The following is a 22523-nucleotide window of genomic DNA, read 5'->3' on the forward strand; positions in this document are numbered from 1 at the left end:
CTTCACTCCCTTCAACACAATCTATGTGAAGGGAGGGCAAGTGTTGTTAGGCTGAAGCGGATTTCACTTTGCATCCTTCAATCGCCAGCTCAGGACATCACGTAAAAATTCCGGCATAAAATATTCAATGTGTTCATGGTCACGTATATGAGGAAAAAGAGAGCCAAGTGTATACATATCCACTGTGCCAACTGTATAGGACACGTCCTCTTGGATCAGCTCGCCGTTTACATAGACCTCTTTTACTCGTTTGGCTTCGCCCTCTTCTAATGAATAAGTCAAACCGCTGTATAGCATTTTCCCCATCAGTTCGCCTCTAAATCCAAAGCCTTTGATGCGTAGCTGTTCCATTTTTTCTTCACAGCCACGAGACACTGTTTCGATCAATTGCTTCCCAGTAAGCTTCACCCGAATTGGATTAATGGGATGCGGGCATATCCGGTGAATGTCTTCTCTTGTGACGATGCCAGCCTCTAATGAATCAAGCACCATCCCAGCATTCATCATGCCGATATCTGCCTCGCACCATTCTTTAATGGCATCTGTTAAAAGTTGCGGAAGCTGAGAGTCATCAAACCACTTTGTTTCGAGCTTTGATTTAATGGATGTCACTTTTTCCTGCATGAGTGACTTCGCTCGTCTTTCTGCTTTCTGTAAAGTCGTGATCGCTTCATCGGATTCACTGATCAGCTGGTCCACTGATTGCACCGTCGCTTTTTTCTCGATGAGCTCGCTACTCGCTGTGTCAATGGTCAGCTCGACACAGCCAATATAATGCCCATACTTTTCAGCACATGCAAGAAGAACGCCATTATCCATCTCGCCCTGTTCTAAAAGATGATGCGTATGTGAGCCTAAGATGATGTCGATTTCCGGGAAGTCATGGGCTACCTCTCGATCATGGATGATGCCTAGATGGGAAAGTAGAACAATGACATCGGCTTGTCCTTTCACTTCTTGTAGCATCTCCCGTATGCTCTCAAATGGGTCTGTAATGTCCCAGCCCAGCTTTTCATAGACAGGTGTATACGCAATGGTCACCCCTAAGACGGCGATCTTCAGTCCATTTTTCAACGTGATCACTTCATAAGGCTTTGCCCACGATGGTCTTTTGCCTTTTTCAAATAAATTAGATAAAATCACCGGGAATTGCGCGTCTTTGTACAATTGGTCGAGCTGCTCATGAGGCAACGTAATGCCTTCATTATTACCAATTGTGACTCCATCATAGCCAAGCTGATTGAGAAGTTTGACATTCACTTTTCCATAATCCGCTTCTGATACAAGGTTTACTCGATCCATATGATCGCCAATATCAAATAAGAGCATCTGATCGTGAACTTGACGCTTTTCTTCAATATAAGCTGCGATTTTTGGCCAGTTTTCAAAGTGGCTGTGCAAGTCGTTTGTATGATATAACCATAGCTTCTGCAGCATGTTGATCTCTCCCTCAAGTTGTCACTGAACCGTATCGTTCAAATTGAAAGCCACAGCTCTCGTTTAACTAAATAAATCTAACTGCTTCGGGGATAAGCTTGAATACGTCAAATCCAGCAAATCAACCATTTGCTGGCCATTCGCTGCCGCATCTCCGCCTGAGTTATTATTAAATACGACATATACATCTTTCGATTGTTGATGCAGGATGTCGAGGTTCTTTTTCCATTCCTTTAGTTCAGCTTCATTATATAAATATAAGTAACGAACTTCACGCCAGTTCTCATGATCTGCCGGGTGAAGCCAACCTTGTTTATTTCTTCCGTGGAAACGGACCAATGTTTTGTCACGGTGTGTGGCTTTTATGACTGGCGGTATAGACCCTTCTCCGACTTGCGGTTCATCACAGACGGAATGAATCCACCCTTCTTTCTCCATAAAGGATAAGGTTTGTTCATAAAACTCGTCTGAAAACCAAGTTCGGTTTCGGAATTCGAGTGCACAAGGAATGTCCCCCATCTTCTCCTTACACCATCTTAAATAGTGGACGTGCTCCTTTTTGCAATCAAACCATGGTGGAAATTGAAACAGAACCATCGCCAGTTTCCCTGCTCGAATGAGAGGATTCAGTGAAAGAATAAAGGCATCAAACATTTCTTCCTTTGAAGCAAACGGGATCTCGCCTCTTTGATGCCCGGTCATTCCTTGATATGCTTTCACAACAAATTGAAAGGCGTCTGGCGTATCTTTTATCCATTTTTCATGGTTCCGCTCAGGCTGAACAGCATAAAAGCTTGCATCCAGTTCCACAATGGGAAACGTTGATGCGTAGTGAAACAGCTTTTGAGAGCTGCCGATTCTCGGCGGGTACAGACTGTCATGATCGCCCCAGCCAGTTAATCCGATATAAATCATCTATCTCACCTCTTGCCACTTGCTTGTCTAAACGGATTTTCCCATTGAAAGTCTTTGTTTCTTGGGATACCCATCTTTCTGAAAGAAATTCTTCTGTCTACAACATATCATATTTACTCATTTTTCTGAATGAAGATGACTGATGTGACGTGATTTTGCCCTGCCATCTTTTTTGTGATATTACATCACAACTTTCTATCTAAATTGAATGGAGCTGATAACATAAAATTGATATCAGAGACTTTGACAGCGATTGTCCATTTTTTTATTCATCTTCACCAAAGGCTTCAGCTCTAAAAAAAAGGAGAATGAGTGGATATGAACATTGTCGATCATCATGTTGAAGCATTGCAAAAAGTGGCCCAAAAAATTCATCAGCCTGTCTATTTGATCAATCAGTATGGACGTATTCTTTTCACCTCACCCCAAGGTATGACAAATCCAGATTGGATACAAATGCTCCGCTTGTTTCACAGTACGCAACAGCATTATTTTTCTATGGTTCATTCAAAAGAAAGCGTTTCTGTTTTTCCTATCTATATAAACGAACAAGCTTATGATTATTTAGTCGTTCCCGCCTTCATTCATCCTCAAGACGACATGGGGCTGCATTTGATAATTGAACAAGCTGTACATGCCATGTCCATTTCACGCATCAAACAACATGCCATCAAGCAATCGACAGAGCGAGCCAAAAATGAATGGTTTCGCAAATGGATGGAGGGGACGATTTCCTCAGAGCAAGATGTTGCCTGTCTGGCACGCATGTTTGGAGTAAACACAACGATTCCCTATTTATGTATCGTCTCTCAACTTGATCAGAACAGTCATTTCAGTTGTTTCCTTAAGCAGCAAACCCTTGTAGATGATGTGTTTGCTTTACTTGAAAGCACCCTTTCGCACTGTCCATTTCCCGCCTTTCTTTTTGTCAAAGGAGATATCAGCATCTTCCTTATAGAAGAGACTGGCGGCTGGCAGGCAATGAACAAATCGATCTGCTCTTTTTTAAAACAAATGCAGATCCTTATTAAACAGCATGTGAATGCCACCATTTCCTTTGGTGTAAGCTTAAGCGGTTATCTCATCACCGATCTGCCAAAAGGATTCAGTGAAGCTGCCCATGCTCTGCAATCAGGCCAGCTCTCATTACGAGCTGAATATATTCAGTTCTATCAAGCAAAAGATGTGTCAGATTTACTGAAGCTCATCCCACCAAAAGATTTAACAACATTCTATGAGCGGTACCTCCACCCATTATATGAACAATCACAAGTCGATCCAAACCTTCTCCACACCTTATCTGTTTATGTCGAAACACATTGCCATATTTCAGAAACAGCCAAACGTTTATCTGTTCATCGCAACACCGTGATATATCGACTGGAGAAATGTGAAGAACTGCTCCAGATCAGCCTAAAAGATCCTGATGCAACATTGCGTTTGCGATTAGCTTTGCGGATTCAAAAGCACCTTTCAGCCGATTCCAATTGAATCTTTTTTTCTTACGTCTCATATATTTTGGAGGAGAAATGTGAATGACAAGGAGTGGTGTCAAATGGATGAGGAGATTCGTCACATCCCGCAACCGATTCGAGACGATGGGGCCGGCGCAACCGATTTAGGCCCGCGAGACGTTCTGCGTGATATGGAGAACCCAGATATGTTCGTTCCCCCTAAAACGGATGCGGGGACGATTCCTAATTTAAAATTTTCATATTCTGATACACATATGCACTTGAATCATGGCGGCTGGTCGAGGGAAATTACCGAGCGAGAGCTGCCTGTTTCAACAACAATTGCTGGTGTGAACATGCGGCTTACGCGCGGAGGTGTTCGTGAGCTTCATTGGCATAAGCAGGCGGAATGGGCATATATGATTTTAGGCAAAGCCCGGATCACATCTGTAGATGCAGAAGGACGGAATATGATCGCTGATGTAGAAGAAGGAGACTTGTGGTATTTCCCACCCGGTATTCCGCACTCCATTCAAGGTCTTGAGGATGGCTGTGAGTTTCTTCTTGTGTTTGATGATGGTGCTTTTTCTGAATTTGATACGTTCACCATCACAGACTGGTTTGCTCATACACCAAAAGACATTCTTTCTGCTAATTTCGGCGTGCCAATCAAGCTGTTTGATCACATTCCACATAAACAACGCTATATGTTTCAAGGCTCTTCACCGGCATCCATTGAAAGCCAAACAGTCTCTGATCCATACGGCGCCATCAAACCGCCATTTACCCACCAGCTCCTTCGTCAAAAACCAATCGTGACCTCTGGTGGAACCGTGCGAATCGTCGACTCACGCAATTTTCCAGTATCTAAAACCATTGCTGCTGCACTTGTGGAGGTAAAACCTGGCGGGATGAGAGAAATGCACTGGCACCCGAATAATGATGAGTGGCAATACTATTTAACCGGTACAGCCAAAATGACGGTTTTTGGAGCAGGCGGGACAGCTCGCACCTTTAATTACAGAGCAGGTGATGTTGGTTATGTTCCTTTCGGGATGGGGCATTACATACAAAATATCGGGCAAACGAGCCTTTGGTTTCTAGAAATGTTTAAAAGCGATCGATTTGCTGATATTTCATTGAACCAATGGATGGCCTTAACCCCTCCTCAATTAGTGAAGGAGCATTTGCATGTAGACGATGCATTGATTCATGCGCTGCATAAAGAAAAATCACCAGTCGTGAAGTATGAGCGATGACGAAAAAAACCGATCCATGTGTGCTGATCGGTTTTTTCTATGCTGTCTTTACGATACGGCATGGGAATGTTGCTGCGCTTTTTTCGCCCATAAAATAGAAGCAATGAAACTCATACAAAGCACCAGCGTTCCAAACATAAATGGCAGCTCAATATTCACATCAAATAAAATACCCGCAAGACTTGGCCCGACAATATTTGCAAGGCTCATAAAGGAGGTATTAAGGCCGCCTGCTACCCCCTGCTGATTCCCTGCCATTTTAGATAGTAATGTATTGAGAGCTGGACGAACAAACGAGGTGGCTGATAAAAATAAAATGGAGCCCGTAAAAATTAGCCAAAAGGAAGGGGCAAAGCGGCAGGCGATCAGCATAAACGCCGCAGCTAAAAGGGCATAACGGACGACACGCATTTCGCCAAATCGTTTCACAAAGGTATTCACTAAAGCACCTTGAACGATGACACCCGCAAGTCCAGCTACCGTAATGACAAATGCAATATCCTTCGGTGTAAAGCCATGTTTTTGGTCCACATATAAGCCAAAGATCGATTCAAAATGAATGATTCCGAAATTCAAAACAAAGGCCAAGATAAACAAAAAACCGTATGGTGTTTTTAAAGCCTGAATCATCTGCGTAAAAGGATTGAAATGAAGCTCTTTATTCAATCGTGCTTCTTCCTGCTTTTCCTTTGTTAAAGTTTCAGGTAAGAACAAGAAAGACAACAGCGTCGACAGGGCTGCAAAGGAACCAGCGATGAGGAAAGGAAAAGCAATCCCAAACTCAACCAAATAGCCGCCTACGCCTGGTCCAATGACAAAGCCTAACGTCATTGCTGCACTAAATAGCCCCATTCCTTTCCCTCGATCCTTCTCACTTGTGATATCAGCGATGTATGCAAACATGGCGGGCATGAGTAAAGCTCCGGCAGCACCACCAAAAAACCGAGACACAAACAGCATCCAAAGCTGATCCGCAAATGCAAAAATAAACTGGGCAATCGTAAAGCCGGCAATCCCGGCAATAATCAATTTTCTGCGTCCAAATCGATCAGTCAGCGCTCCAGCGACGGGTGATAAAGCAAATTGTGTGAGGCCAGTTGCAGCAACGAGGAAACCAAGTGTTTTCCCAGTTGCGCCAAAGGCTTCAATATAACTTGGCATGACAGGAACGATCAGACCAAATCCAAGCATGGCAATAAAAATATTGAGCATCAAAATGTACAATCTGCCCATTTTTTTCATATTAAAACCTCTTTCTTTAAAATAAATGAAAATGATGACAAAAATGATAAGAACTTCTTCAGTATAGCGATATCGCTCTCTATAAGTCTAGTTTTTCAAAAAACAGCGTTTTTTCCCAAATAAAAAATACCCGCTGGTGGCGAGTATTTTGAGAATCCCTTTTTTATTCAGCTTGTTCATAGATGGAAAGAGCCGCCTGTAACCCAGCGCCACAATTGATAGCTGCTCCATACTTCATCAAGATGGCTTCAAGGCCTGCTAAAACAAATAGAATATTTTCCTTTCGGCAGCTATAGCCCATTGAGCCAATTCTCCATATCCGTCCTGCAAGAGGCCCAAATGAACTCGCAATTTCAATTCCAAAATGATGAAGAAGATCAGCCCGGACCGCTTCTCCGTCGATATCATTTGGAATGACGATACACGTCACGACCGGCATTTTGCAGTCTGGATCACCAAATAATTCAAGCCCCATCGCTTCAAGTCCTGCCATTAAAGCCTTTTCATGAAACAAGTGGCGTTGAAAACGTTCCTCCAGACCTTCTTCTAGCACAAGTCGAACCCCTTCTCTCAGTGCATAAAGCATCGTTGTCGCTTCTGTATGATGATTTAACCGCCTCGGGCTCCAATAATCTTGCAGCTGGCTTAGATCAAAGTAATTGCTTTTGATTGGAGAAATGTCTACCTGTTTTTGCAGTTCGTCCTGTGTTGCAATCCCTTTTTCTACTTTCTTTCTCGATTGTACGACGTCTGCCACTCGTTCATTATATGTGATCGGTGACATCCCTGATGGAACAGACAAGCATTTCTGCGAGCCCCCAATTGCCGCATCGATTTTCCATTCGTCTACCTTGACCTCGACACCACCAATTGTCGCCACAGCGTCTACAATAAAAAGCGCATCAAGCGCTCGGCATGCTTCACCAATTTTCTCAAGCGGCTGTATTCTTCCGGTAGATGTTTCACCATGAACCATCGCAACAATTTTCGGCTTGACTTGATGCATCTCTGCGATGATGTCGTCTTGCTTAAAAACCGTTCCCCATTCACATTCCATTGTATGTACCTCAGCACCATAGCGCTGTCCAATTTCAATCAGCAAATGACCGAAGCGTCCAAAGACCGGAACGAGCATCACATCTCCGGGCTCGATCACACTGGCAAGCACAGCTTCAAGTCCTGAGCGGGACGTCCCATCAATTGGATAAGCCCATTCATTTTCTGTTTGAAAAAGTGATCGTAATAAGGTCATCGTTTCATTCATGATCTCTGTAAATGCAGGATCAAATTGACCAAGAATTGGTGTACTCATCACTCGAAGGACTCTCGGATCTACTTCGACAGGTCCTGGTGTCATAATGGTTCTAGTAGGTGTGTGTAGTTCTTTCACGTTATCCATCCTCTCCCTTGCTGTGTCCATCCTTATATGCCCACTTATACAGCAATGCTGATAAAATAGCAATCTCTTTTCTTACGAATTGGTTACATAAAATTTACGATACATCCATTTATTTCTTTATGGCAATATGATAGAACTAAAGAGTATACATTCCCTATGAAGGAGGAAATAGAATGAAAAGATCTTTATTTGGAACTGTGGCCGCCGGAATCATGATTTTCGGTACATTTGCCGCTCCGCTGTCTCCCGCTGCAAATGCTCAAGGCTTTACTCTGAATGAACCGAGTCAAACCATCACCTTTTCCCCGTTACAGCTACAAACCGAAACATCTGCTCAACATGCGAAAACAACCGCTTCAAGTCAAATTGATTCCTATTACCAATCTGCTGCTGGCAAATCTGGACCTGCTCTTAAGAAAGCATTACACGATATTATTGATGATCATACGCAGCTATCCTACAGCCAGGTTTGGGATGCATTAAAGAAAACGGATGAAGATCCAAAAAATCCAAGCAATGTGCTCTTGCTCTATAGCGGTATCTCCAGGTCAAAGCAAGCAAATGGAGGAAACGTGGGACAGTGGAACCGGGAGCATGTGTGGGCTAAATCTCACGGCAATTTTGGGACGAGCCAGGGACCTGGTACAGATCTCCATCACCTTCGGGCAACAGACGTACAAACGAATAGCACACGAGGAAATTTAGATTTTGATATAGGCGGAAATGAATACAAGGGAGCGCCGGGCAACTTCTACGACAGCGACTCATTTGAACCTCATAGCCGGGTGAAAGGAGATGTAGCAAGAATGCTCTTTTATATGGCCGTCCGATATGAAGGCGATGACCGTTTCCCAGATTTAGAATTGAACAACAAAGTGAATAATGGAAGCGCCCCTCTTCACGGCAAAATGTCTGTCCTATTGAAATGGCACAAGCAAGATCCAGTCGATCAAATCGAACGGAATCGTAACGAAATCATCTATCAAACGTACCAGCACAATCGCAATCCTTTTATTGATCACCCTGAATGGGTAAGCGATATTTGGGAATAAAAAAGAGAGGCACTGCTATGAACAAGCAGTGCCTTTCTTTTTTTCAAGCGGACAGACGAGACAATAATCAAGACTTTCCGATTTCTTCTCAAGCTTATAATACATACAGCAAGTCTTTCGATTTGATGTGTCTAGCAAACTTTCATCTAAATTTAAGCTGTGCTGAAAAGGATTTTGCTTCACTCCGAAAAGATCACCCGATGCCTTCTTCAGAAACAAATAATCCTCCCGTACGCGCTCTTTCATTTTAGGCTCTTCCGTTTCTCGCATCATGCTACGGTAAAGAGAATTGATACGTACCGCTACATTTTCCCATAAAATCGAATACGGAAGTCTTGAAGTACGTTTCAATACATCTAAAAGAGGTGTGACACACTGCGTAAATAGCATGCGGACGACCTGCTCTCTCCACTCATGACGATCTCCTTCTAACTGAACAAATGAACAGAGCGTTTCATCTAGCTCAATTTTACGATCTTCTCTAAAGACACACGCCTCTGGTGAAAACCGGTAGACAGCATCATACATCGTCATCAAGTACAAAGTAGAACTAACAGCTAAATAGGCATAGCGTTTTGAAAACATGGACGCCGCCACTGCTATATTCGGTGCATGCATCGCTTCCTTTTCAGCTTCTAATAAACGTCTGATAGATGCTTCTGAAAAAAGCGCAGCAAGTGTGCGATCAGATGTCATTGGTCCATTTGTGATGTGTACCCCGAAATCAAGTAATTCTCTCTCAACCCACTCTGGCTTCATATCAAAACCCCCATCTTTCGTTTAACGATTTCGCTGTTGATATAACAAATAAATAAAGAACGGTGCACCAATTGCCGCCGTAAAAACACCTGCCGGGACATCTAACGGGAGAAAAGCCGTTCTCGCAACTAAGTCTGCCAGCATCACGAGAATACTTCCAACAAGCGCAGATGCTGGAACAAGCGCAATAAAGGAACGACCGATGATCATCCTTGCCACATGTGGCGCCATCAGTCCGACAAATTCAATACCACCTGCGAATGCAACGGCAATACCGGCTAATGTCACACTCATCAGTAGAAAGAATAACCGCTTCGCCTGAACCTTGACCCCGAGACCTGTTGCAAGATCATCTCCAAGCTCCTTCACATTCATCGTTCTTGCCAGCACCATGACAATCGGTAAAATAATCAATACCCAAGGAAGCATTGCGATGACGTCCTTCATTGTAGAACCATATAAACTGCCCGTCAGCCAGATGTATGACTTGGTCGTGGTCATCGTATCGCTGAGCACAAGAGTAAACGTCACACACGCCTTCATAATGGCGGAAATCCCAATCCCCATCAAGACGAGCGTGATCGGCTTGACGCCTTTTTTCCATGAAAGCAAATAAATGAGGCATGATACCGCAAAAGCGCCTGCAATGGCCCACAACGACTGATAAGCAATAGGCACAGTGCCCATCCAAAAGACGATGAACATAATGGCGCCAAACGACGCACCGCTCGTAATTCCTATGATGTCAGGCGATGCAAGCGGATTTCGAATGAGACCTTGTAAAATAAGCCCCGATACCGCAAGTGCCGCTCCCACTAAAACCGCAAGCAGGGTCCTTGGAATCCTCAACGTATTTAATACAAACGTATTTCCCTCGCCTTGTCCGAAGATATGCAGCAGCACATCAGTAGGCGGAATAAAGCGGCTGCCCATACAAAGGCTCAGAATAAATAAACCAAAGGCAACGCCTGTCAATAATAGTAAAATCAAAAACGTCCGCTTTGAAAATTGAAATGAAATGCGCCCGCCCTTTGAACGCACTGTATATGTTTTAGCCACCTGTCTTCAACCCCTTGCGCACGAGATAAACAAATAGAGGCGCTCCTGCAATTGCCGTCATGACACCAATCGGTACTTCCTGCGGCATGATCAGAAAACGAGCGGCAAGATCTGCGACAAGTAAAAGCGACGCCCCTACAACGGCACAATACGGCAGTACCCAGCGGTGGTCAGGTCCAACAAGCTTTTTCACAATATGCGGCACAAGAAAACCAACAAATCCAATGGATCCTGCGACAGCGACGGAACCTCCTGCTAAAAAGACGACAAGTACCCCCATCGTCATCTTCAAAAGCAACGTACGCTGGCCAAGCCCTTTCGCAATATCATCACCCGATAAAAGGACATTGATCGAGCGGCCAAGAAGCAGCGCCACCACAGTCGCCCCAAGAATATAAGGCAGCACAGGCAGCAGCATATCTATACTTCTTCCTGACACTGAACCAGCCATCCAGAACAGGATGCTTTGAATGGACTGTTCATTCACGATTAAAAGTCCTTGAGTAAAGGACGCAAACAGAGCAGATATCGCAGCACCTGCGAGTACAATTTTGACCGGTGTCAGTCCGTCTCTTCCAATGGAGCCTAGAAGAAAGACAAGCATACCTGCAATGGCAGCTCCTAAAAAGGCCGTCCACATATAACCTGTTAACGACTCGGTAGAAAAGAAAACAATCGAAATCACAATAAAAAAGAGTCCACCTGCATTAATACCTAAAAGATCTGGTGCAGCCAGCGGATTTCTCGTCAATGCCTGCATGAGTGCACCTGAAATCGCTAGACTTGATCCAACAACCGTCGCAATTAAAGCTCTTGATAATCTGGATGTCATGACAATCACACTGTTTGGATCTGACTCATCAAACTGAAGAAACGCATGGATGGTGGCTTTGAGGGAAATTGAGGTTTGCCCAAGAGAAATACTGAGCATAAAAAAGACCAACATCAACACGATGAATCCAGCAAATAGCAGTGCCTTGCTCGAATCCTTTTTTAATAAACTTCTCATCTGATTCCCGCTTTCAATCTGTTATGGAAAAAGGAGAAAATGGTTTTTCACATTTTCTCCTCTGCTACACTTATTTATCAAGCCCTAGACGATCATAAATATCATCAAGCATCATGTTTGCAGCGGTGATACCGCCAGCCATGTTCCAAGTGATTTCATCGACTTTATGCACTTGTTTCGCTTTCACTGCGTCAAGCTGCTTCCATAAAGGATGACTTGTCCACTCTTTATATGCTTTTTCAACTGCTTTATCCTGATCATCCATGAAGTAATAGATCACATCTGCATCCATTTGTGGAATGCTCTCTTTGTCTGTAAGTGTAATGATATCTTGCTTTTTATCTTTGACATTTTTAGGACCTTCAAAGCCTAGCTCTGTTAAAATTGAACCTGCAAACCCAGTTTGATAGATTCTTGCATGATCTGCACGGAAGTTCACCACAGACACACTCATTGGCCAGTTTTTAATGTCTTTCTTTGCTTTTTCTTTGAAGTCAGCGACACGGTCATCCCACTTCGTCAGCAATTCTTTCGATTTGTCTTGCTTGTTTAACGCTTCACCCATTAAATTCACTGTGTCTTTAAAAGTGAACACTGTTTCTGTTGCAACAGTTGGAGCGATTTCTTTCAGCTGATCAAAAATTTGCTCGTGACGGATTTTTGATGCAATGATCAAATCTGGCTTCAGCTTTTCAATTTCTTCTAAGTTTGGTTGTGTTTCCTGCCCAACAATTTTGACACCCTTTAAATCATCTCTTAAATATTTATACGTAGGTGCTTCAAGCCAAGATTCTACAACACCCACTGGTTTAATGCCCATAGCGACGGCTGCATCAGTTGCTCCTTGATACAACGTCACTACACGTTTAGGCGACCCTTTAATTTCAGTTGAACCGATAGCGCTTTCAACGGTTCTTGTTTTCTCATTACTATCTGACTTGCCTTCGCTGCTATTACTGCCACAAGCCGCAAGTAATACGATGGAGAGCACAACTAATAGCGACCAAAAAGATTTTTTGAACATGTACCTCACCTATCCATTCTATATGTAGTCATATCGTTTGATAACGATTCTCATTATCACACTATGATTTTATCATAGAAAAGGATGGTGTCAATGTAAATTTTTAAGAAAAAGGTAGAGTGTTGACTAGTTGTTCAGGTTAAATGGAACTTTTCCACATTTGGATGGTACGCCCAATCTTTTTTCCTGATTCTAGTAAAATGGACAAATGAGTATGGTTTTCTATCACTTGGTAAACAGATTGATTTTTTACCTGCTGATTTGGAAGCGCCAGATATGGATGAAATTTGTCTACGTCGTATAACTCATCCTCGCTTCCAACAAACATGCCATAAGGCTGGTCCAGCCTTGCAAATTGTTTTTGAGGTGCAGATGGCGTTAAGGCAAGAGACATATTGATGGTAATGCCTGTTAAAAGAAGTGGATCTTGTGCAATTACCCATGCTGGGTAGTGAAATCGTACAGCTTCTGAATGCCCCATCAGCCTTCCTTTTGTCATCGCGGATAGCACGAATTTCCAAACTTGAACTGTGGCAAAAGGGACTTGATTAGACTTTGCTGTGTCAGATTTGTAGCCAAATTCAGGAGCAATAAAAAAGTAACCGTCTACTTTTCTTTTTTCATCCCAAGATAGATATTGAAGCAGCAATCCAGCTCCAGAGGAATGACCACAAAGATAAAGTGCTCCTTCGTGCTGCTGTTTGATGACATCCACAACTTGCGAAATATCTTGCCACACGTCAGTGACTTTGGGTGTATCCCCCTTCTTTCCTTCAGAATATCCGTGGCCTCTCAAATCCAGCAAAAACACATTCACGTGAAAATCATGTTGCAATGTATAGGCGATATGCTCATAACCAGCCAAGCTGTGAGCGCCTCCGCCATGAATGATGATCACATTGGTCTGCGTGTTTGTTTCTGATAAAAACGGATAATAAGCAAGACGTATGCCGTCATGTGATTGAATGAACTGTCTTTCTGGAATAGCTACAGGAGCTACTTCCTGCATACTTGTAAATGAGAACGGTTCTGTTTCGTTCATAATTAACTTTTGATCCTCCAATTAGAAACGAGAATGGCTAGAGCATTGCTGGCCATCCTCATGTTCGCATCCTATTTTGTCATATCCCTCAAAGGGAACGTCTTACTCTCAATAATGGCGACAATTTGTTTTAACGCTTGGTTCGCTTCGGGAATAGGGAAGACAGGAAAGACGTGATTCATTTTTGGGTATTCGATATAGTTGATGGGAACACCCTGCTTGTCTGCCATCTCTTTGAATTTCCGGGCATCTGGGAGAAAGAATTCATGAGTGCCAATAAAAACAGAAATTCGTCCTAACGATTTGATTTCTCCATAGATTGGACTGATCAAATGATGTGTTTCATCTGTTTCACCTGCATAGGCTTTGCCCGATTCGATCAGTAAATCTAGGTTGAGCATTGGCTCTTTTGGAACCATTTTAGCGATATCAGGATTACTTAATGTCACATCAAGCCAAGGTGATAATAGAATCAAGTTTCCAGGCTGCGGAAGACCTTTTTTTGCTAAGTATTGAGCAAAGGCCAACGATAAACCGCCGCCAGCAGAATCACCCATGATGACGATTTTTTCTGGTGTTCCTTTTTCTAAAAGAGCTTGGTAAACTGGGAGAACACTCTCGATTGCATCCATATACTGATGATTCGGTGCTTTAGGATAAACTGGCACATACACCGTACTATTTAATTGCTTCGTCAATCGATCCAAGAAACGCCAATGCCATACGAGCGGCTGCTCAATATAGCCTCCTCCATGTAAAAATAGCACCTGATGATCATCTGGCTGCACATCTGATTTCAACATGTACGTATCGACTGAAAACATGCTGCTTTTGGTGATGCGATATTTCTTTTTCAACTTCTCAGGCAGCACATAAGGTAATTGATTCGCCATTCTTCGTTCCTCTAAATACCCCTCAACATTTAGTTTCTTCTTTGTAAGTACAAGTAACCATTCAACAAACAAACTTTGAATACTTCGCATACGATCGACCCCTATAGATAGAATGATGACAATCAATGTCTAGGAAAAGAATGGTTTCTCTTTTTCTAAAGCATAACATAAGAACTTGTGAATCCGTTAACTGCTTTGGACAGAATACTTTTTCTATACATCTATTCATTTATGAACACCTGTCTATTTACATTATATTTTCTAGATCCATCATCATCAATTGTCAATCTTTCAATCATTGTTCATTAATCAACACATATTCAAAAACTGTTCATTTAAACACAAAAAAGACGAGTCTTGACCACTCGTCCTTCTTCTTCCTCACTTCACTTCCTCATGCTCATGAGCAGTATCTCTTTTGCTCGCGATAAAGAGTGCACAGGTCATCGCAAGAATGGCCAGTGCCCACCAGAATGTCGATACGGCCTGTTCATGATCAATGATAATCAAACGGATGACAGCTGTGATGCCAATATAAATAAAATAACGTAGCGGAAAATGAAAGTTGGATTTAAAGTATTTAATAATTAAGGCGATAAACTCAAAATACATAAAGAAGATCAGCAGCTCGCCAAGCATTCCATAATAGCTTTCTCCTTTGTTAAACACTGTTTTATATACGAATTGTACGATGTACCATGTTTCACTAATTAAGAGTACGCTTAGCGCAATCGCTAGAAAGAACAGGCAGATATTCAGAAGGGCTTGCAGAAGATCAGGTACCTTTTGGAAATTGTTGAATCGTTTCATCAGATTGTTTCCCCATTCCATGATGTTGTTTTTACTCTCTACATTTTGGTATTCCAAAATCGCAGCACGATGTAGTAGGTATCGTTCTTTTCTCCACTTTCAAACTGTCCATGCATTCGGGACATCATCCGCTTTATGCTTCGTTCCCCGAGTCCATTGCTTTCCGGGATGATGTCTGTCTTTTTTATCGCATTGCTCACATGGATTTCAAAGACATCTTGGTCGGATAAAAAAGTGATCTGAATGTTCTTTTCAGGATCTGCGTATTTACGTAAATTTGACATCACATTATCAAACACTCTGCCAAGTTCCTCGACGTTTACGTTAATATAGCTATCCGGCATTTCGCCTACAATATGGACCGTGAAATTCTCCTGATGCAGCAGGGCGACCTGATCTGATAGAAGATCATAAATCACTTCTTTCACTGCAACGGTTTCAAGCTCTGACTCGTGCTCTTTATCTAGCAGGAAATAGGCAAATAGATTGTCAGACAGATTCTTTAATTGCAGGGCTTTTCCATACGCACTCGCTATATATTGCTCCTTGCGGGTATCCGCTAGAGCCTCCTCTTTTTTCGCAAATTCCAGATTCATGATGAGTGATGTCAGCGGGGTCCTCATATCATGCGACATTTCGGTCACCAAACTGCGGCTCTCTTCCTGCAGATCATCAATGGCCTGAAGCTTGTCCAAAAAGGCTGTTCTTAAATCCTCAATGCTCTTTGCAATCATGGCCAATTCATCATGCCCCTTCACTGTCATCTCATAATCGAGCTCACCGCCTTCAAGAATATGAATCTCTTCACGGATCGTTTGCAAGTAACGTAGGCTTCGGCGAATGCCAACAAGCACAATCAGGAGAAAAATGAGTGTTGCACCAAGCAGTTCTAGTGTAAAGGCGAGATCGTGATATCGAGAGGAGTAAAACCCGTCTACCATAACCCTACCTTCTCCGTCGCTAAATTGAACCGGGTAAGAATGACGCTTTGCGTAGTCGGTCACCTTTTCTTTCCCATAGGCCGATTCGTCAGCGGCAGAGTAAATCGAGTCATATTGAAGCACTTCATCCTTGTAAACAGTGAGATTAATATAATCTTCTTTTTTCACCCACTCACCGAATGCTTTTCGATCTGTTGAAGTCAGCTCATGTTCTGAAACATAGCGGCTGAAGGTTTGAATGTATCTGGCTGACTCTGCCTGATCATACTCATCTGAACTCAAATATCCTTCGATCAGGTGATCGGTGATCTTTTGCAGTGTCAAAAAGACAACACCACTTACGATAGCAGCGACCAAAATGAGCAGTGACAGCTTTTTGGTCAGCGTATATTTACGATGTGCCAAACCGGTATCCTCTCCCCCATTCTGTTTTGATATACACGGGACGAGCCGGGTCATCTTCAATTTTGGCACGCAGCTTTCGGATATGCACCATGACCGTATTGTTTGAACAATAAAAATAAGGCTGGCCCCACACGCTTTCATAAATATTTTGAGCAGAAAATATTTTGTTTCGTTTGTTCATGAGCAGTTTTAATATCCGATATTCTAAATCAGATAACTTGATTTGCTGCCCATTTTTCCACACTTCATTAAATTCTTCACTCACCTTCAGGCTACCGCCAACTAAATAGGTTTCTTCCTGTTCCTTTTTTTCCTGATAGATGGTATATCTGCGCAATTGCGCCATGACCCTAGCGTGAAGCTCCTCTTCTGAAAAAGGTTTTGTCATATAATCATCTCCGCCAGCGAGTAGTCCTTCGGTTTTATCCCATGTACTAGATCTGGCGGTCAAAAATAAAATTGGCACATTTGAGGTGGCTCTTATTTGCTGGCACGTTTCGATCCCAGAGATACCTGGCATCATAACATCCAAAATCACCAAATCAAGCGAATCATCTACAACATACAATGCCTGCTTGCCATTCATGGCTCTCAGCACCTCATACCCTGCACGTGTCAGAGATTCCTGCAAAAGATCACCGATCTCCTGATCATCCTCTACAACTAATATTCGATGGGTCATGTCTCAATCACCTCATCCTTCATGATGTTCATTCTTATATGTTATTACTATATATCATCTAGCTATGTGAAAAGATACACCATAAATCTTAAGTGTTTATGAATATGATCAATTGCCATCAAGTTGTCACATTTATTTTCAAAAAATTGGATCTTCATAAATGATTAAGAATTGACCTGTATATTGATTCATTGAAGGATTTATCTTTAGATCCAATACACGAAAAGGAGCATAGATATGAATGTAAACAAGGTAGAACACGGACAACCAATGAGTCTCAAAGAACGGGTGCATTTCTTGGACATCGTACGAGGATTCGCCTTAATGGGAATTATTTTGGTCAACTATTTTTTGATTGTGGATTCGGTCAAGGGATTTGAGATGGAGTCTAATGATGGTTTTCACCACATTGTGAATTGGTTTGCCTCGGGGAAATTCATTACGTTATTTTCTTTTCTATTCGGGGTTGGTTTTATGATATTTATGGATCGAGCCGCTCAAAAGGTGGACAGCCCGAACAAGTTGTTTGCTCGCAGATTAACCATTCTCTTAGGGATCGGTCTTCTGCATGTCACGTTTGTATGGATTGGAGATATTTTAACCTATTATGCTATCGCGGGCTTTTTACTGCTTTTCTTTTACAAACGCACAGCCAAAACCATCCAGTACTGGCTCATCACACTCTTTGTGATTCAATTGCTCACGCCTCTTTTCACCATGCTGCTCAATACCATCAGTACAGGATCATCAGGCAAGCCGGATTTTGCCGATTTTGAATTGACCAGTCACAACAGTCTGACTTATTTAGCATCGATAGGTGACCGGTGGACGGATATGTTCACGATGGCTTCGAGCTCATTTTCCACCGTCTATTCCATGTTCTTCATGTTTTTACTTGGTGTGTATTTTGTGAAAATGTCGTTTTTCAAAAACATGGAGACGAAAAAAGCGATTTGGAATCGGATCTGGATGATTTGTACAATTGCTTTTCTTATCACACTAGCCAGTACGATTATGACGGCGGTCAACTCTTTTGGAAATACGCCATGGATGAACATTGTCTCTGCACTTGAGCAAAATGGGGGCTTGACTGGCAGTATGTTTTATATGAGTTCACTTGCGATGCTGTTTCTGCACATTCCTCAGCTGCGAGGTGCTTTAATGGTGTTCACCAAAGTCGGACGAATGTCCCTGACCTGTTATTTGCTTCACTCCATTATTGGAACAATGCTATTTCTCAAGTACGGAGCTGGACTTGCCGATCATCTTTCACCGGCTGGCACGTTCTTCATGGCTATTGGCGTGTATGCCTTCCTTGTCCTTTTCAGTACGTTATGGTTAAAGCGATTTAAGTCTGGACCGATGGAATTTATCTGGCGTCAGCTGACGTATGGAAAGGTCAATGACCAATCGAAAACAAATACATTTCAGGCGGCGAAGTAGAAGTAATAGAAAAAAGGCGAATTACGACAGTTCGCCTTTTTTCATGTGTTGAGTTTTTGTGGTTCAGATACAATCCGTTCATTTTATATATTGATCCATCATTTCTTGCAATTGAGTCAAATAACTCTCTTTTAATTCATCGGGGTATTCAATTTTCACATGTTTCCCAAATGAGATCAAATAGTGAGTCATATACGATAATTCTTCTTGGTTGTATCCCCCTACAATATAAGGCGTATCATCAATGGTCTCCAATCTCATATTCGGATAATGATTCTTCAAAAACTTCTCTTTCCCTTGTTCCGTTAATCGACATTTAAAAGAGATATCATGATAGGTTTTTTCGTACTCGAGCTGCAGTGCTTTTAATTCTTCCTTCGTAAAAGTGTCTTTCGTTTCTTCTTCGATCATCATGTCCGTCATACAATCACATCTGTAGATGCCCCACTTTTTATTCTGAACATCATATGCTTCGGTGAACCAAATCCCATTTCGATAAAACAACTCAAGAAATTGTAGCCTGATCCTTTTATGTTCATATTGAGTGTATGTCATCTTCACGATTTGATTTTCCATCATTGCCTGCAATATCAAATCCAAATGATTTTGTTCACTTACTGGCGCAACATGATAGTAATGAATGACATCCAACGTCTCCGTGATCCTTTATTTTCTCTCATCAGACATTGTAGCAAACAGTTTTTGGCGAATTTGTGAGTAAGACTTTTTAAACGGTGTTGCTGACAACAGATCTAAGGCTTTAAGAGCGAAAAAAATGGCTTGAACTTCATCTATTTGAAAATAGATCGGAACCAATGGAGATTGATTCACGAGCCGATATCCTCCATGTCTGCCATTTTCAACATAAAAAGCTAAGCCCATGGACTCTAGCTCTTCCATATCTCTTAAAGCCGTACGTTTAGAAATGCCAAATTCGGATTGTAAGTCCTTTAACTGAAAAGAGTGTTTATCGCTTAAAAAAATAAGTTCTTGGTTTAATCGTTCTGATTTTTTCATTTGCCTTCCCTCTTAAAAAGGTGACTTCTTTTGTCACCTTTATCATTTATACTCAGCTTATCAAAAGAAAAGGAGCATGTATATGCAAACATTAATCATTAACGCGCACCCAGATTTCACTCATCGAGAAAGTTATTCAAACAAACTGCAAACACTATTTTTAAAACAGTTTAAAGAAAGATTTCCTTATGAGGAGCCTACCATTTTACATTTATATGGAACTGAAATTCCCCGTATCGAAAAAGAACAGCTACTAGGTATTTGGGAAAAGCAAGCATCTGAACAAACATTAACACTTGCAGAGGAAAGAATCGCCGCTGCTTCATCTGCTTTATTGGCTCAATTCAAAGCACATCATCGAATTGTGATCGTGTCACCTGTTCATAATTTCAATGTGACTTCACGAATGAAAGATTATATAGATAATATACTTATTGCGAGAGAAACGTTCAAATATACAGAAAATGGTTCTGTTGGTCTGATGACTGACGATTATCGTGTACTATTGCTTCAAGCAAGTGGCTCAATTTTCACAAATAACGATCGGTACACACCACTGGAATTTTCATATTATTATCTACAGGAAATATTCCAAAACTTGATGGGTTTTCATCAATTTCATATTGTCCGGGCACAAGGAACAGCGATTTTAGATCAAAGGACTATCTTACAATCTGCATCTGATGATATGACGAAAACCTTAGATGCGTTTTATGCACCTCGTTAACTTCTATTTTTTCAAGACCCAGAACGAAAAATTTTGCTCACTTGTCATCATTCTCATTTTTTCGTTTTGGGGTGACTCCTATCTGCTAGTACAAATATTATTGATGACTAATACTGCCGTTTCACTCGGATGGCTAAGAGGGAAATGGTGGCCATACGGAACAAAATCAACCTTCCCAAGATGCGATGGCGCAGAATAGCCTCTGTCATACTCCCCCCAAATCATGTGAAGATGATCCTTTGTGACTTCTTTAAAGTCACCTCGATCGGTTTTCAGTAATAAATGGTTAAGCTGAACCGTCGTATTTAAAATTCTAGGAGAAGTAAAGCTGTTTCTGATTTTTTCAATATAATGTTTAGGGATGCTCTCCGTGCTTTCAAACAAACCATTTCTTAACACATAACGCTCTATCAAATGAGTCGTTGCCAATCTTAATGTCCATTTGTTCAGAAATTGAGGAACATGTAGTGATTTTGCCTTTTGTTTAGCAACAGGCGGCTGAAGTAAAGTGATGGAATACTTCTTATCTATGTACTTTTGTGCCAAAGCTTCTAGAAGAATATACGCACCGAATGAATGACCGATTAGATGTGCACCATTCGTCGCTTTCTCTATTACTTTTTTCACTACATTTAAATAGATATCTAGAAGATGTTTCTCTCGTTTAAATGGAGAACGCCCCAAACCAGGAAGGTCCAAAATCCATACAGGTTGACCTGTTTTCTCATGAAGCTCTTGTGCTAAAGGAAATAAATCTTCTCCATCACTCAATAAACCATGTAATAAAATAAACGGCTTCCCTTCTCCTTGTAATTGGTAAAGGGTGTTATTATCGCATAATGTTCGTTTAAATAAATGTTGGTGCTCACCATTTTGAGCCATCATTCGATAATCTAGATCAGCTACTACAGCAGGGAAAAATGTCATGACACTCGTCTTCTTAAACCAATCTTCTCCCATTATTTTTTTCACTGAAACATTTGAGAACGTTCGTTTTGTCATAAAATTCAATCCGTCAGAAGGAATGTTTGTGAGTTTACTTACACCACTATTCATGATAGCTTTCATCAGTGGCATTGGGACAGAGATGCTAGGTGCCTTCATATTCATACTTTCTGACATAATACTTAATAGTCCAGCAACGTTCTGATCGTTCTCTTTGTCTTCAACAAGTGTATATGTTTGAATAGCCGGCTGCTCCAACTTGAAAACCTGTACAATAAACTTCGCAAACTCATCGTTTGAAATAAGTGGTAACCGATAGTCCTTACCTCCAGGAATCACCGGCATGAGCCCTCTTCGCATACTCTTTACAAGCAAACCCAATCCTGCAATTTGCTCTGTACTCCCTGTTTGACTACTACCAACGACAGTTGGCGGATTAATGACAGAAAGAGGATAACCTACTGAAGATGCCTGTTGACGAATATAAAGATCTGCTAAAAACTTTGTTCTCTCATAAGGATTTTTTATTTTCAAGTAATCGTTTCCTTCTTCAAACACGTCGATGGCAATCTTGCTATTTTGATCATCAAAGGGACTCATATAACCGACAACATGGATAAATTGCTGCAAGCCCTTCAATTGATGAATACTTTTAGCTAATTCACCAATATATTTGGCGCCATTTAAAAAGACGGAAGCTGCCTCTTTACTGGTTGCTTGAATATCCATGGGTCCTCCTGCGTGAATGATCACATCCGTTTTCAATACCCTCTCCTGATTTTCAGGACTTAGACCCAAATCAACTTTCGTCAAATCACCTTCAACAAAGTGCATCACTCCCTCTTTTAAAATGCCTCTTTCTTGAAAAATGCGTGTTGCTTTACTTTTTGACCTTACTAAAAGAAGAATGTTCACATCCTCTTTCGCTAATTCCTCGACTAATTGCTTCCCAATAAAGCCCGTTCCACCAATTAAAAGTACTGTTTTCATATGAGGTCTCCTTTTTAGT

General features: G+C 41.7%; 21 protein-coding genes. 5 read left to right on the forward strand and 16 right to left on the reverse strand.

From position 1 onward, the window contains the following. Nucleotides 1-63 precede the first annotated feature (63 nt). Both NST73_RS15345 and NST73_RS15350 read right to left on the reverse strand, forming a co-directional pair. Nucleotides 64-1437, reverse strand: coding sequence for a bifunctional UDP-sugar hydrolase/5'-nucleotidase (locus NST73_RS15345; protein WP_342499189.1), 1374 nt, complete (start codon nt 1435-1437; stop codon nt 64-66). Between the two features lie 63 nt (nt 1438-1500). Continuing rightward, nucleotides 1501-2352, reverse strand: a complete 852-nt coding sequence (locus tag NST73_RS15350; protein WP_342499190.1) for a DUF72 domain-containing protein — start codon at nt 2350-2352, stop codon at nt 1501-1503. 318 nt (nt 2353-2670) lie between these two features. Here NST73_RS15350 and NST73_RS15355 point away from each other — a divergent pair, with 318 nt between their 5' ends. Both NST73_RS15355 and NST73_RS15360 read left to right on the forward strand, forming a co-directional pair. Continuing rightward, complete coding sequence (locus NST73_RS15355) at nt 2671-3843, forward strand: helix-turn-helix domain-containing protein (RefSeq protein ID WP_342499191.1); 1173 nt, start codon at nt 2671-2673, stop codon at nt 3841-3843. A gap of 64 nt (nt 3844-3907) precedes the next feature. After that, on the forward strand, nt 3908-5065 hold the full coding sequence (locus NST73_RS15360; protein ID WP_342499192.1) for an oxalate decarboxylase family bicupin: 1158 nt from the start codon (nt 3908-3910) through the stop codon (nt 5063-5065). A 48-nt stretch (nt 5066-5113) separates the two neighbouring features. On the opposite strand, the gene NST73_RS15365 is transcribed toward NST73_RS15360, so the two are convergent. Both NST73_RS15365 and NST73_RS15370 read right to left on the reverse strand, forming a co-directional pair. Beyond that, nucleotides 5114-6307 carry a tetracycline resistance MFS efflux pump gene (locus NST73_RS15365; RefSeq protein ID WP_008346860.1) on the reverse strand — a complete coding sequence of 398 codons (1194 nt, stop codon included), beginning with the start codon at nt 6305-6307 and terminating at the stop codon, nt 5114-5116. A gap of 163 nt (nt 6308-6470) precedes the next feature. Then, nucleotides 6471-7706: an alanine--glyoxylate aminotransferase family protein gene (locus tag NST73_RS15370; protein ID WP_178929915.1), complete on the reverse strand. Its 1236-nt coding sequence runs from the start codon at nt 7704-7706 to the stop codon at nt 6471-6473. 173 nt (nt 7707-7879) lie between these two features. On the opposite strand from NST73_RS15370, the gene NST73_RS15375 reads away from it, so the two are divergent. Beyond that, complete coding sequence (locus NST73_RS15375; RefSeq protein ID WP_342499193.1) at nt 7880-8758, forward strand: endonuclease; 879 nt, start codon at nt 7880-7882, stop codon at nt 8756-8758. Between the two features lie 15 nt (nt 8759-8773). Here NST73_RS15375 and NST73_RS15380 read toward each other — a convergent pair whose 3' ends face one another. The 9 genes from NST73_RS15380 to NST73_RS15420 all read right to left on the reverse strand — a co-directional run bounded on the left by NST73_RS15380 (nt 8774) and on the right by NST73_RS15420 (nt 17382). Continuing rightward, nucleotides 8774-9517, reverse strand: a complete 744-nt coding sequence (locus NST73_RS15380) for an IucA/IucC family C-terminal-domain containing protein (RefSeq protein WP_058336889.1) — start codon at nt 9515-9517, stop codon at nt 8774-8776. A gap of 21 nt (nt 9518-9538) precedes the next feature. Next, a complete protein-coding gene (locus tag NST73_RS15385; RefSeq protein ID WP_039168968.1) occupies nt 9539-10576 on the reverse strand; it encodes an iron ABC transporter permease in 1038 nt (345 codons plus the stop codon). After that, nucleotides 10569-11585 carry an iron ABC transporter permease gene (locus NST73_RS15390; protein WP_008346988.1) on the reverse strand — a complete coding sequence of 339 codons (1017 nt, stop codon included), beginning with the start codon at nt 11583-11585 and terminating at the stop codon, nt 10569-10571. Before NST73_RS15390 ends, NST73_RS15385 begins: the two co-directional genes overlap by 8 nt. 70 nt (nt 11586-11655) lie before the next feature. Next, nucleotides 11656-12609, reverse strand: a complete 954-nt coding sequence (locus tag NST73_RS15395; RefSeq protein ID WP_007500381.1) for an iron-siderophore ABC transporter substrate-binding protein — start codon at nt 12607-12609, stop codon at nt 11656-11658. Between the two features lie 139 nt (nt 12610-12748). Beyond that, nucleotides 12749-13651: an alpha/beta fold hydrolase gene (locus NST73_RS15400; RefSeq protein WP_045034560.1), complete on the reverse strand. Its 903-nt coding sequence runs from the start codon at nt 13649-13651 to the stop codon at nt 12749-12751. 71 nt (nt 13652-13722) lie between these two features. Next, nucleotides 13723-14634: an alpha/beta hydrolase gene (locus NST73_RS15405; protein WP_079920607.1), complete on the reverse strand. Its 912-nt coding sequence runs from the start codon at nt 14632-14634 to the stop codon at nt 13723-13725. 291 nt (nt 14635-14925) lie between these two features. Next, nucleotides 14926-15354, reverse strand: coding sequence for a phosphate-starvation-inducible protein PsiE (gene psiE, locus NST73_RS15410; RefSeq protein ID WP_024719769.1), 429 nt, complete (start codon nt 15352-15354; stop codon nt 14926-14928). 38 nt (nt 15355-15392) lie between these two features. After that, nucleotides 15393-16700 (reverse strand): HAMP domain-containing sensor histidine kinase, encoded by a 1308-nt coding sequence (locus tag NST73_RS15415; protein ID WP_342499194.1) that lies wholly within the window; start codon nt 16698-16700, stop codon nt 15393-15395. Next, entirely contained in the window at nt 16687-17382 is a 696-nt protein-coding gene (locus tag NST73_RS15420; protein ID WP_024719771.1) for a response regulator transcription factor, read from the reverse strand. The genes NST73_RS15415 and NST73_RS15420 overlap by 14 nt, the downstream gene beginning before the upstream one ends. 237 nt (nt 17383-17619) lie before the next feature. On the opposite strand from NST73_RS15420, the gene NST73_RS15425 reads away from it, so the two are divergent. Continuing rightward, a complete protein-coding gene (locus NST73_RS15425) occupies nt 17620-18825 on the forward strand; it encodes a DUF418 domain-containing protein (protein ID WP_342499195.1) in 1206 nt (401 codons plus the stop codon). 78 nt (nt 18826-18903) lie between these two features. Here the strand turns inward: NST73_RS15425 and NST73_RS15430 are convergent, their stop codons facing one another. Next, on the reverse strand, nt 18904-19476 hold the full coding sequence (locus tag NST73_RS15430; RefSeq protein WP_342499196.1) for a WYL domain-containing protein: 573 nt from the start codon (nt 19474-19476) through the stop codon (nt 18904-18906). A gap of 15 nt (nt 19477-19491) precedes the next feature. Beyond that, nucleotides 19492-19842, reverse strand: coding sequence for an HTH domain-containing protein (locus tag NST73_RS15435; RefSeq protein ID WP_342499197.1), 351 nt, complete (start codon nt 19840-19842; stop codon nt 19492-19494). 82 nt (nt 19843-19924) lie between these two features. Between NST73_RS15435 and NST73_RS15440 the strand changes: the two genes are divergently transcribed. Beyond that, nucleotides 19925-20569, forward strand: a complete 645-nt coding sequence (locus NST73_RS15440; protein WP_342499198.1) for an NAD(P)H-dependent oxidoreductase — start codon at nt 19925-19927, stop codon at nt 20567-20569. Between the two features lie 78 nt (nt 20570-20647). Here the strand turns inward: NST73_RS15440 and NST73_RS15445 are convergent, their stop codons facing one another. Then, a complete protein-coding gene (locus NST73_RS15445; RefSeq protein WP_342499199.1) occupies nt 20648-22504 on the reverse strand; it encodes an alpha/beta fold hydrolase in 1857 nt (618 codons plus the stop codon). Nucleotides 22505-22523: the final 19 nt, after the last annotated feature.

It is taken from the genome of Bacillus sp. FSL W7-1034, from assembly GCF_038593365.1.
Classification (GTDB): Bacteria; Bacillota; Bacilli; order Bacillales; family Bacillaceae; genus Bacillus; species Bacillus altitudinis.